Below are 10,910 nucleotides of genomic sequence, written 5' to 3'. Positions count from 1 at the left end.
AGCGTAGCCCGGGGCACCTACTCCTTGTCGAGGTCCGTGCCGAGCAGGTCGGCAAGGGTGTCGAGTGCCGCGTCGGCGCCGTCGCCCTCCGCGCTCAGGGTCACTTCCTCGCCGTGGCCGATGCCGAGCGAGAGCACGCCGAGGATGCTCGCCGCGTTGACGCTCTTGCCCGCGGCGGACGTGAGCTGCACGGGCACGCCGGCCTTGGCGGCCGCCTGCGCGAAGAGCGAGGCGGGACGGGCGTGCAGTCCGACACTGGACGCAACGGTGACTGTTCTCTCGGCCATGAGTGCTCCTACGGTTCGATTGTTACTTTGATTGCTTCGCCCCTCGCCACGATGTCGATCGCGTCGAGAAGCCGGTCAAGGGGAAGCCTGTGGGTGATGAGGTCGGCAACCGGTACTGCGCCGGACGCTATCAGCTCGAGCGCCCGCTTGTTGTGGGCGGGGCTCGATCCGTTCACTCCGACGATCGTGAGTTCACGGTAGTGCACGAGGTTGGCATCCACCGTGATCGTCGGGTGGTCTTTCGCGAGTCCGCCGAACAGGCTAAGGCGACCGCGGCGGGCGAGCATCCGGAGCCCCTGCTCCTGCGCGGTGCCGGATGCCGCGGCGGTGATGACCACGTCGGCGCCGCGGCCGCCCGTGGCGGCGAGCACGGCCTCGACCGGGTCCGTCTCGCTGGAGACGATGGTGAGGTCCGGCTTCACGAGGGCGGCGGCCTCCGCCAGGCGCTCGCCGTTGATGTCGATGAGGATGATCGACGCCGCCCCGCGCGACCGGGCCAGCCGCACGTGCAGGCAGCCGATGGGGCCGGAGCCGACGATGACGACGATGTCGCCCTCCCCCACCCGCGCGAGCTCCTGGCCGTTGAGCACACAGGCGAGCGGTTCGGCGAGGGATGCCTCGGCGAACCCGAGCCCGTCGGGAATCCGGTTGAGGCCGTCGACGCGGAGCACCTCATTCGGCACGATCATGTACTCGGCGAAGCCGCCGGGGAACTGGTAGCCCATCGAGAGCTGGTTCTCGCAGATCGCCGGCGTGCCCGCGAGGCAGTACTCGCAGGTGCCATCGGGGATGGCGGCGATGACCTGCACGCGGTCGCCCGTCGTCCATCCCGGCACGCCATCCCCGACGTCGACGATCTCGCCCGCGATCTCGTGCCCCATGACCTGCGGCGGGGTCATGTTGGGGTGCCCCGACCGGAAGATCTTGACATCCGTGCCGCACGTCGAGCAATTGCGCACGCGGATCTTGACCTCGCCAGCCGAGACCTGCGGCTCCTCGGCGTCCTCGAGGCGGATGTCGCCGGGGGCGTAGAAACGGGCTACCTTCACTGCCTGTTACTCGTCCTCATCCTCGGACTCGAGGAGCGCGTAGACCTGCTCGACTGTCGTGGCGTCCCGGAGGGCCTCGGCCTTCTCGGGGTCCATGAGCACCGTGGCGAGCTGGGAGAGCAGGGCGATGTGCCCGTTGCCCTTGGCGGCAATGCCGAAGGCGATGCGCACGTCATTGCCGTCCCAGTCAACGCCCGCGGGGAACTTGACCATCGACAGGGCGTCCGACTTCACGGAGTCCTTCGCCGCGAGCGTTCCGTGCGGGATGGCAACGCCTTCGCCCATGAAGGTCGAGACGGAGTTCTCGCGATCGATCATCGCGTCGATGTACGCGTCGTCGATAGCGCCGACCGCTTTGAGGCCGGCACCGGCGAGGCGGATGGCCTCATCCCGGCTGCTCGCGGAGGCGTCGAGGGTGATCGACGCCTCCGCGAGGAGCTCGGTGAGAGGCTTCTGCTCGTCAGCCACGGTTAGAACTCCACCGTGTCGCCGTTGTGGATGGCCTTGACGAGCTTCGCAACGGCGGGGTCACCCAGAAAGAGCATGAACGGGATGACGGGCACGCCGGGAACAACGCCCCGAGCCCGGTCCGCCAGGTTCGCCTGGGTGACCACCACATCGGCGTCGCTCGGGATCGAGGCGACCGGCGAGTGCTCGACGGTCACCCCGTTCTTCGCGAGTTGCTTCTTGAGCGTGCTGGCGAGCATGACACTGCTGCCCATGCCAGCGTCGCACGCAACGATCAGCTTCTTGATGCTGGATCCGTCGATGGTTGCCATTGCTTATCTCCTTTGTTGGGACCTGATTCGAGGCTACGCCGTGGCGGCCGACTTGGAGCCGGCCTTGTTCGCCGCGCTCTTCTCGCGAGCCGCCTCGAGGTCGAGCTCCGAGTCGACAGCCGACTCCTTGCGGCCGAAGCCGAGGAGGACGGCGCCGAGCGCGAAGGTGACCGCCGCGGCGACGAAGATGCCGATCAGGTTGAGGACGATGTTGTCCGGCGGGGATACCAGAGCCCAGGCGATGATGCTGCCGGGCGAGGCCGGGCCGACGAGGCCGAGGTTGAAGATCGTCTCCCACAGCACGCCAGCAGCGCCACCGACGATGGCCGCGACGACCAGGATCGGCTTCATGAGCACGTACGGGAAGTAGATCTCGTGGATGCCTCCGAGGAAGTGCACGACCATCGCGGCGGGAACCGTCGGGCGGATCGCGCGCGGGCCGAACAGCAGCATCGCGGTGAGGATACCGAGGCCGGGGCCGGGGTTCGATTCGATCATGAAGAAGATCGACTTGCCGGCGTCAGCAGCCTGCTCGATACCGAGCGGCGTGAACACGCCGTGGTTGATCGCGTTGTTGAGGAACAGCACCTTCGCCGGCTCCACCACGATCGACACGAGCGGAAGTAGCCCCGTGTTGACGAGCGCGTTGGCGAGTGCGCCGAGGCCCTGCGAGATCCAGAACGTGATCGGGCCGACGATGTACAGGCCGACCACGGCCATGATGCCGCCGATGATGCCCGCGGCGAAGTTGTCGACGAGCATCTCGAAGCCGCCCTTGACCTTGCCCGCGATCGCGTTGTCCCACAGCTTGAGCAACCATGCCGTCAACGGGCCGAGCACGAACGCCGCCAGGATCGTCGGACCGATGTCCGCGATCGAGGCCGGCGGGGTGGTCTCCTCGCCGTTGAGCGAGATCGGGGTCAGCTGGAGCGCGACAGGTGCGAGCATCGCACCGATCAGGGCCACAGCGCCGACCACGCCACCGCGGTGCCCGTAGACGCGGGAGCCGCCGGTGAAGGCGATCAGGATCGGGATCAGGATCACGATCAGTGGCCCGACAACGCTCGAGATCTGGGTGCTGACCTCGGTCTGCGTCCCGGCGATCTTGTTGACCCAGCCGTCGGGGATGAAGAGCGAGGTGATGAGGCCGAACGCGATGAACGCTCCCAAGTTCGGCATGACCATGCCGGCGAGGAACGCACCGAACCGCTGAACGCGGGCGCGGACACCGGTACCGGTGGCCGCTGGTGTGTAATCAGACATTTCTGGTTGTACTCCTTCGTACTGGACGGGGGTGGGGTGAATCAGCTGGCCACAAGTGGCCGATCCAGGTCTGGCTGCCACACCAGCTGGACGTTCGTGTAGTCGATGTCGCCCGGTTCCGGCACCGCGGTACCGGGCAGGGATGCCGCGGCGGCGCCCCAGGCGAGCGCTTCGAGCAGCGCAGCATCGACATCCGTCTCATCGACGGAGAACTTGGAGAGGAAGCCGGCGAGGAAGCAGTCCCCCGCGCCGACCGTGCTCCGCGGGTGCTCCACGTGGGACTCGCCGACGATCACGCCGGCGGGTCCCACGAGCACTGCCCCATCCGAGCCGAGGCTCACGAGCACGATCTCCACGCCCAGCTCCCGCACGCCCTTCGCAGCGGCGATCACGTCGGAGATGGAGTCGAGCGGCCGTCCCACGACCTCGGCTAGCTCGGCGCGGTTGGGCTTGATGAGGCGGGGCCGAGCGGCGAGCGAGGCAACTAGCGCATCGCCGCTCGTGTCTATGGCGAGGTTCACCGCGCGGTCGGCCAGGCTGCCCGTGAGGGCCCGCACCTGCTCTGCGCTGAACTCGGGCGGAACGCTTCCGCTGATGACCACCCAGTCGCCGGCGGTGACCGTGGAGCCGACCGCGCTGGTGAGGGCGGCGAGCTCGTCGGGACCGAGGGCGGATCCGGGCTCGTTGAGCTTGGTGATGGTGCCGTCGGCCTCCGAGACCGTGATGTTGGACCGCGTGCGGCCGGCGACCGGCACATAGCGGGCGCGGACTGCCGCGGCATCCAGCAACCCTGTCAACTCGGCGCCCTCGTTCCCGCCTACAGGAAGCACCGCGATGCTCTCGGTGCCGTTGGCCGTCAGGGCGCGGGTCACGTTCACGCCCTTGCCGCCGGCCTCGAGGATGGGGTCGGAGGTGCGCAGCACCGCCCCGCGCTCGAAGGAGTCGACCTCGAGAGTCCGGTCGAGGCTGGGGTTGAGGGTGATGGTCACGATCACACGACCACGACCCTGGGGCCCGCGTTCTCGATGTCCTCCGCGAGTTCGACGTCGAGCTCGACGTCGGTGATCACGGTGTCGATATCGCTCAGCGGGGCGACGCGGGCGAAGTCCTCGCGGCCGAACTTCGTGTGGTCCGCGAGCACCACCGTGCGACGCGCGGCGTCGATGAGCGCGCGCTTGACGCTCGCCTCGGCGAGGTCGGGGGTGGTGAGGCCGCGCTCCACGCTGATGCCGTTGGTGCCCATGAAGGCCACGTCCGCGAAGACGTCGGCGATCTGCGCGCGAGTCCAGTCACCCACCGCGGCGAGCGTGCGCCCGCGAACGACGCCGCCCAGGAGGTGGAGGCTGATGTTCGGGCGGGAGATCAGGATGCTCGCCACGGGGATGGAGTGGGTGACGACCGTCAGCTCGCGGTCCGTCGGAAGAAGCTCGGCCAGCCGGACGGTCGTGGTGCCGGCATCGAGGATCACGGATCCGCCGTCAGGCAGCTCCTCGAGGGCGGCGCGCGCGATGCGCTCCTTCTGGCCGGCGGCGTGAACCTCGCGGTCGGCGACCCCCGGCTCGATACCCATGCGCTCGACCGGGATCGCCCCGCCGTGCACGCGGCGCAGGACGCCACGGCGCTCGAGGGCGGTGAGGTCGCGGCGGACCGTCTCAGGCGTCACCGAGAGGTCGCGCGCCAGCCCGGCAACATCGACGCGGCCCTGGGCGCGCGCGGTCTCCAGGATCTGCTGGTGCCGCTCCGGTGCGTACAATCCGACCTCGTTGTTGGGGGCTGCTGGGTAACGAATCAACCTAACCAAATGTGGTTATGGGTTTATGTAAGTCCGTTTGTGTCCGCTTGTCAACTCACGGCCAATTTTCAGCTTCGGGCGTGTCGGCACACGAAAGAGCCCCGCCGAGATCTCGGCGGGGCTCTTTCGGCGACGGGTCAGTGGGCGGCGGCGTCCCAGTTCGGCCCGGTGCCGATCTGCACGTCCAGCGGCACGCTCAGGTCGGCGGCGCCGGCCATGCGGCTGCGGACGATCGCGGTCAGGTCATCCAGCTCGTCCGGAGCCACGTCGAACACGAGTTCGTCGTGCACCTGCAGGAGCATCCGGGACTTCATGCCGCTCAGGTCCTGGTCGATGCCGATCATGGCCAGCTTGAGGATGTCGGCCGCCGTGCCCTGAATGGGCGAGTTGAGCGCCTGGCGCGCGGCGTTCTCGCGAAGCACCCGGTTCGACGACGAGAGGTCGCCGAACGGGCGCCGCCGGCCGAACTCCGTGGTCGTGTACCCGTCGGCCCTGGCCTGCTCGACCACGTTCTGCAGGTACTCGCGCACCGCGCCGAATCGCGCGAAATAGTCGGTCATGAGCTCCTTGGCCTCGCTCACCTCGATGCGCAGCTGCTTGCTGAGGCCGAAGGCGCTCAGGCCGTACGCGAGGCCGTACGACATCGCCTTGACCTTCGTGCGCATCGTCGGTGTGACCTCGGAGGGGTCGACGTGGAAGATGCGCGCGCCGACGAAGCGGTGCAGGTCCTCTCCCCCGTTGAAGGCCTCGATGAGGCCCTCGTCACGCGAGAGGTGCGCCATGATGCGCATCTCGATCTGCGAGTAGTCGGCGGTCAGCAGTGTCTCGTAGCCCTCGCCCGCCTCGAACGCCGAGCGGATGACCCGCCCGGTCTCGGTCTTCACGGGCACGTTCTGCAGATTCGGGTCGTTCGAGGCGATGCGCCCCGTTGCGGAGCCGGCCTGCTCGTAGGTGGTGTGAACGCGCCCGGCCGGGTCGACGGCCTTGTCGATGCTCGCAATGATCTGCATGAGCTTCGTGGCGTCGCGGTGCTGGAGCAGCAGGTCGAGGAACGGATGAGGGTTCTGCTCCTGCAGGTCGGCGAGGCTCGCGGCGTCGGTGGAGAAGCCGGTCTTGTTCGACCGGGTCTTCGGCATGCCGAGCTGGTCGAACAGCACCTCCTGGAGCTGCTTGGGGCTGCCCAGGTTGATCTCGCGGCCGATCTCGGCGAAAGCGCGCTCCGCGACATCTGCGGCCTTGGCCCCGAGGTCGGCGGTCAGTGCGCCGAGGATGCCGCGATTCACGGTGATGCCGGTGCGCTCCATGGTCGCGAGCACGGGGACGAGGGGCATCTCGATCGTCTCGAGCACGCTGAGCGAGCCGGCGTCGAGCTTCTCCGAGAGGTACGAGGCCAGGCGCAGCGAGTACCAGGCCTCCGTCGCGGGGCTTGCCGGCTCCGTCTCCGGGACGAGCTGGTTCGGGTCTGACTGCTGCAGCGTCTCCCCGAGGTAGTACTCGACCTGCGACTCCAGGGTCTCCGACTTCGAGCCGGGCTTCAGGAGCCAGCCCGCAAGGATCGTGTCGTAGGCGATCCCGTTGATCTCGAGCCCCGAGTCGCGCGCGATCTTGAGCTGTGTCTTCGACCCGGTCATGACTTTCGGCGCGTCGCTGGCCAGCCACTGCTCCAGGGCGACGTAGTCCATGCGGCCGGATGCCCACGGCACCCACGCGGTCTCGTCGGCAGCCCCGATCCCGAACCCGGTGACCGCGCCGTTCGCGCTCTCGATGCGCAGGCCGAGCGCGCTCTGGCCGTTCACGGACTGGGTCGAGAGCCACTTGCCGAGTTCCTCGTCGACCATGGTGCGGATCACGGGGATTCCCGCGGCCGCGGGAGCGCTGTCGGCGATCGCCTCGGCGCCGCCCTCCGCCGCGGCGATCTTCAGTACGCGCTCGAGCAGCGTCTTGAACTGCAGCCTGTCGAACACGTCCCGAACGGCGGCGATGTCCATGGGCTGCCGCACGAGCTCTGCCGGCCCGACAGGCAGGTCGACGTCCGTGAGGAGGTGGTTGAGCTTGCGGTTGCGGATCGCGCGGTCCTGCTGCTCGCGGAGCTTCTCCCCCACGACGCCCTTGATCTCGTCGGCGTGCGCGAGGATCTCGTCCAGCGAGCCGTACTGCTGGATCCACTTGACGGCGGTCTTCTCGCCCACTTTGTCGATGCCGATGAGGTTGTCGCTGGTCTCGCCCACGAGTGCCGCGATATCCGGGTACTGCTCCGGCTCGATGCCGTAGCGCTCCAGCACGGCGGCGCGATCGTAGCGCTTGAGCTCCGACACTCCGCGCGCGTTCGGGTAGAGCAGCGTCACCCCGGGCTTCACCATCTGGATGGCGTCCCGGTCGCCCGAGACCACCAAGACGTCGAAGCCCTCCGCGGAGCCGCGCGTGGCGAGGGTGGCGAGGATGTCGTCGGCCTCGTAGTCCTCCTTGCTCAGCGTCTGGATCCCCATCGCCTTGAGCGCCTCCTCGAGCAGCGGGATCTGGCCCACGAACTCGGAGGGGGTCTCACCGCGGGTGCCCTTGTACTCCGGGTACTCGCGGGTGCGGAACGAGTAGCGCGAGATGTCGAAAGCGACAGCGAGGTGGGTCGGCTTCTCGTTCTGCAGCAGAAGGATGAGCATCGACAGGAAGCCGTGGATGGCGTTCGTGTGCTGCCCGTCCCGCGTGGTGAAACTGTCGACGGGCAGCGCGTAGAAGGCGCGGAAGGCCAGCGAGTGGCCGTCGATGACGAGGAGGGTAGGCTTTTCTGAGTCCGGCACCAGCCCAGCCTAGCTGCGCCATCCGACACGCAAACCGCCGCTTCACCGCCGCCGTACCGCCGCAAAGGGGCCTCCATGACCAAGCTTCCCGACGACATCGACCCGGTCACCCGGCAGATCATCGAGAGCACCAACGGCGGCGAGCTCTCCGTCAAGATGGGCATCGAATTCCTCGAGTGCTCGGGCGAGTACTCGGTGGCGCGGATGCCCGTCGCGGGCAACCGCCAGGTGATCGGCCTGCTCCACGGCGGCGCCCACGTGGTGCTCGGCGAGTCGCTCGGCTCGATCTCCTCCGCGATCGCCGCGGGCCCCGGTCGCTACGCGGTCGGGATCGAGATCAACGCGACGCACAGCCGCTCGGCGACCGAGGGATGGGTCACGGGAACCTGCCGCGCGCTCAACATCGGCCGCACCCTCGCCACGCACGAGATCGTCATGACCGACGAGCAGGGCCGCCGCCTGTCGACAGTGCGCATGACCAACATGCTGCTGGACCGGCCGGCGACCTAGAAGGTCTTCTCCTCGGGGTCGCGCCCCCACACGGAGCGGCCCCCGTCCACCGGCAGCACCGCGCCGTTCACAAAGCTCGCCAGGTTCGACAGCAGCCAGGCCACTGCCTCGGCCGCCTCGCTCGCGAGACCCATGCGGTTGGCCGGGTGCGCCGCGCCGGTGGCTGCCGCATCACCGTCGAAGCGCTCGGTGACGATCGAGCCCAGGGCAACGGCATTGGCCCGGATGCCGCGGCTGGCGTAGTCCACCGCGGTGGCCCTCGTGAGGCCTTCCAGGGCGGACTTCGCGACCGAGTACGCCATGGCCCCGCCCACGGGCCGCTGTGCCTGGTGCGAGGACACGTTAACAATGGCGCCCCGGCTCCCCGCAGCGAGGAACCGCCGCACCGCCTCCGCCGTGCCGACCACGGCCGGGACGAGGTTCGCGGCTATGGTCTCCAGCACCGACTCGGGGTTCTCGTGCAGGAAGGCGTCGTCGAACACTGCCGCGTTGTTCACCCAGCCCACCAGGGGCTGCTCGGCCACGGCGGCGTCCGCGGCGCGGGCCACGTCAGACGGGTCGGCGGCGTCGCCGATCACCACGGTGAGTCGGTCGTGAGTCCAGTCCGGCGCGTCGAGCACGAGCACCGTGACGTCGAGGCCGCGCGAGAGCAGCGTCTTGGCGATGGCGGCGCCCACGCCGCGCCCGCCGCCGGTGATGACGACGGAGCCGGGCATCCGGAGCTGCCTACTTCTTCGCGCTGAGCTGCTCGATGATCGCCTGGGCGACGTCGTGCATGGTGAGCCGGCGGTCCATGGAGGCCTTCTGGATCCAGCGGAACGCCTCGGGCTCGGTGAGGCCCATCTTCTCGTTGAGGAGGCCCTTGGCCCGGTCCACGAGCTTGCGGGTCTCGAAGCGCTCCACCAGATCGGCGACCTCGGCCTCGAGGGTGATGATCTGGGTGTAGCGGCTGAGAGCGATCTCGATGGCCGGCAGCAGGTCGCTCGGCGTGAACGGCTTGACGACGTAGGCGAGGGCGCCCGCCTCGGAGGCCCGCTCCACGAGCTCCTTCTGGCTGAACGCGGTGAGGAGCACGACGGGCGCGATGTGGTTCTTGCTCAGGCGCTCCGCGGCGGAGATGCCGTCGAGCTGGGGCATCTTCACATCCATGATCACGAGGTCGGGGCGCAGCTCGGTCGCGAGTGCCACGGCGGTCTCGCCGTCGCCGGCCTCGCCGACGACCTCGAAGCCGTTGTCGCGCAGGATCTCGACGATGTCCATGCGGATGAGCGACTCGTCCTCGGCAACGACGACCCTGCGAGGGGCGGAGGGAGCAGCATCCTGATCAGTCACGGGGAAAGCCTACGGTATTCTTTCCACGGTGGTTGTGCGCCGGATTGGCGGAATGGCAGACGCGGGGCACTCAAAATGCTTTGCTCGAAAGGGCGTGCGGGTTCAAGTCCCGCATCCGGCACAGCTTTCGGCGAGGGGGCGTGTCATGAAGATCGTTCGCCTCGCCGTCGCGCTCCTGGCCTTGGCCGCCCTCGCGGGCTGCTCATCGCCTGACGAGAAGGCCCACGAGTTCGGCGTGTGGGCGAGCACCCTGGAGTTCGTCGCATCCGTTGACGCCCGGCCCGCAGGTGCAGACGGCCTCGTCGCGCACCTCGCGGTCGACGGCTCGATCAGCGCCGGCGACCTCGCCTCACTCGCCGAGACGCTGCGGGAGCGCGCCGACAGCCAGGGCATCGCCTCCCCCGAGATCAACCTGATCGTGGGCAACGCGTGGGGCTTCTCTCTCGATGACGAGGGCGTGAACCTCGCCACGATCAACCAGCTGCGGGATGCCCCGCTCCTCGTCGGCGCGACAATCGGCTACCAGCCTCTCGAGCCCTCCCCCGGCTACACGCCCGGCGTGCAGGCCACGGTGGGCAGCCAGGCCGGCCTGCGGGATGCCCCGGCAGAGCTCATGGCCGCGTACACCGGTGCCGGGGGCGCCCTGGACGGCAAGGCCGTCTCCGTCGCCACCGCCGACGGGAACTTCACCATCGCGGGCGAGGGCCCCGCCCAGCCAGACAACGCCATCCGCCTCTGGCAGGCGATCTCGGGCCGCGTGCTCCCCCTCGCGGTGCGCGCCGCACTCGCGGACGGCGTGCAGTCGCTCACGGTCACGGTCGGTACTGCGGAGGAGAAGGCCACGGCGGAAGCCATCGGCGCGCAGTACCCCGACGTGGAGCTACTGGTCTCCCTCTAGTCGACCGCAGCGAACCGCGGCCCGTCATAGCCGTCGCGCACGACGCGCTCGCCCCACATCGCCACCGGCCGTACCCACAGCTCCGAGGAGCCGTCGCGGCGGTACACCACGAACGGCTCCTCGGTCTCGCTATGGCGCGCGACGCCCACGACCACGTAGACCGCACCCTTGAAGTGGCGGTACCGGCCGGGAGCGGGCTCCAGGA

13 protein-coding genes and 1 tRNA gene are annotated in these 10,910 nt (G+C 68.8%); 3 read left to right on the top strand and 11 right to left on the bottom strand.

Annotation, left to right across the window (positions count from 1 at the left end):
* Positions 1 to 17: 17 nt before the first annotated feature.
* The 8 genes from AC1RTC_RS03670 to polA form a co-directional block, all read right to left on the bottom strand.
* The gene (locus tag AC1RTC_RS03670) at positions 18 to 287 is read right to left on the bottom strand and encodes an HPr family phosphocarrier protein (RefSeq protein WP_493154095.1); all 270 of its coding nucleotides are present in this window, start codon (positions 285 to 287) and stop codon (positions 18 to 20) included.
* A gap of 8 nt (positions 288 to 295) precedes the next feature.
* The gene (locus AC1RTC_RS03665) at positions 296 to 1,336 is read right to left on the bottom strand and encodes a zinc-dependent dehydrogenase (protein WP_493154094.1); all 1,041 of its coding nucleotides are present in this window, start codon (positions 1,334 to 1,336) and stop codon (positions 296 to 298) included.
* A 6-nt stretch (positions 1,337 to 1,342) separates the two neighbouring features.
* Positions 1,343 to 1,804 carry a PTS mannitol transporter subunit IIA gene (locus AC1RTC_RS03660; protein WP_493154093.1) on the bottom strand — a complete coding sequence of 154 codons (462 nt, stop codon included), beginning with the start codon at positions 1,802 to 1,804 and terminating at the stop codon, positions 1,343 to 1,345.
* Positions 1,805 to 1,806: 2 nt separating this feature from the next.
* Complete coding sequence (locus AC1RTC_RS03655) at positions 1,807 to 2,115, bottom strand: PTS lactose transporter subunit IIB (protein ID WP_493154092.1); 309 nt, start codon at positions 2,113 to 2,115, stop codon at positions 1,807 to 1,809.
* A 33-nt stretch (positions 2,116 to 2,148) separates the two neighbouring features.
* Positions 2,149 to 3,378: a PTS transporter subunit EIIC gene (locus tag AC1RTC_RS03650; RefSeq protein WP_493154091.1), complete on the bottom strand. Its 1,230-nt coding sequence runs from the start codon at positions 3,376 to 3,378 to the stop codon at positions 2,149 to 2,151.
* Between the two features lie 41 nt (positions 3,379 to 3,419).
* Positions 3,420 to 4,367, bottom strand: a complete 948-nt coding sequence (gene pfkB, locus AC1RTC_RS03645) for a 1-phosphofructokinase (protein WP_493154090.1) — start codon at positions 4,365 to 4,367, stop codon at positions 3,420 to 3,422.
* A gap of 2 nt (positions 4,368 to 4,369) precedes the next feature.
* Positions 4,370 to 5,131, bottom strand: coding sequence for a DeoR/GlpR family DNA-binding transcription regulator (locus tag AC1RTC_RS03640; RefSeq protein ID WP_493154089.1), 762 nt, complete (start codon positions 5,129 to 5,131; stop codon positions 4,370 to 4,372).
* Between the two features lie 176 nt (positions 5,132 to 5,307).
* Positions 5,308 to 7,965 carry a DNA polymerase I gene (gene polA, locus AC1RTC_RS03635; RefSeq protein ID WP_493154088.1) on the bottom strand — a complete coding sequence of 886 codons (2,658 nt, stop codon included), beginning with the start codon at positions 7,963 to 7,965 and terminating at the stop codon, positions 5,308 to 5,310.
* Between the two features lie 75 nt (positions 7,966 to 8,040).
* Between polA and AC1RTC_RS03630 the strand changes: the two genes are divergently transcribed.
* Entirely contained in the window at positions 8,041 to 8,475 is a 435-nt protein-coding gene (locus tag AC1RTC_RS03630) for a PaaI family thioesterase (RefSeq protein WP_493154087.1), read from the top strand.
* Here the strand turns inward: AC1RTC_RS03630 and AC1RTC_RS03625 are convergent.
* Both AC1RTC_RS03625 and AC1RTC_RS03620 read right to left on the bottom strand, forming a co-directional pair.
* Entirely contained in the window at positions 8,472 to 9,191 is a 720-nt protein-coding gene (locus tag AC1RTC_RS03625; RefSeq protein ID WP_493154086.1) for an SDR family NAD(P)-dependent oxidoreductase, read from the bottom strand. The genes AC1RTC_RS03630 and AC1RTC_RS03625 overlap by 4 nt on opposite strands.
* A 10-nt stretch (positions 9,192 to 9,201) precedes the next feature.
* Complete coding sequence (locus AC1RTC_RS03620) at positions 9,202 to 9,807, bottom strand: ANTAR domain-containing response regulator (RefSeq protein WP_493154085.1); 606 nt, start codon at positions 9,805 to 9,807, stop codon at positions 9,202 to 9,204.
* A gap of 38 nt (positions 9,808 to 9,845) precedes the next feature.
* Here AC1RTC_RS03620 and AC1RTC_RS03615 point away from each other — a divergent pair.
* Together AC1RTC_RS03615 and AC1RTC_RS03610 are read left to right on the top strand one after the other, a co-directional pair.
* Positions 9,846 to 9,928 (top strand) — tRNA-Leu (locus tag AC1RTC_RS03615).
* A gap of 24 nt (positions 9,929 to 9,952) precedes the next feature.
* Positions 9,953 to 10,705, top strand: coding sequence for a hypothetical protein (locus AC1RTC_RS03610; protein WP_493154084.1), 753 nt, complete (start codon positions 9,953 to 9,955; stop codon positions 10,703 to 10,705).
* Here the strand turns inward: AC1RTC_RS03610 and AC1RTC_RS03605 are convergent.
* Positions 10,702 to 10,908, bottom strand: coding sequence for a DUF1653 domain-containing protein (locus AC1RTC_RS03605; RefSeq protein ID WP_493154278.1), 207 nt, complete (start codon positions 10,906 to 10,908; stop codon positions 10,702 to 10,704). The genes AC1RTC_RS03610 and AC1RTC_RS03605 overlap by 4 nt on opposite strands.
* Positions 10,909 to 10,910: the final 2 nt, after the last annotated feature.

It is taken from the genome of Rhodoglobus sp. GW821-FHT12B09 (assembly GCF_058809925.1).
Note: the sequence above shows the minus strand (reverse complement) of the source record. Positions and strands in the feature narration are given on the sequence as shown.

What these genes read in the sequence shown, in the direction of transcription:
- AC1RTC_RS03670 (WP_493154095.1), bottom strand. Translation starts at nt 287, where the DNA reads ATGGCCGAGAGAACAGTCACCGTTGCGTCCAGTGTCGGACTGCACGCC.
- AC1RTC_RS03655 (WP_493154092.1), bottom strand. Translation starts at nt 2,115, where the DNA reads ATGGCAACCATCGACGGATCCAGCATCAAGAAGCTGATCGTTGCGTGC.
- AC1RTC_RS03650 (WP_493154091.1), bottom strand. Translation starts at nt 3,378, where the DNA reads ATGTCTGATTACACACCAGCGGCCACCGGTACCGGTGTCCGCGCCCGC.
- AC1RTC_RS03630 (WP_493154087.1), top strand. Translation starts at nt 8,041, where the DNA reads ATGACCAAGCTTCCCGACGACATCGACCCGGTCACCCGGCAGATCATC.
- AC1RTC_RS03625 (WP_493154086.1), bottom strand. Translation starts at nt 9,191, where the DNA reads ATGCCCGGCTCCGTCGTCATCACCGGCGGCGGGCGCGGCGTGGGCGCC.
- AC1RTC_RS03610 (WP_493154084.1), top strand. Translation starts at nt 9,953, where the DNA reads ATGAAGATCGTTCGCCTCGCCGTCGCGCTCCTGGCCTTGGCCGCCCTC.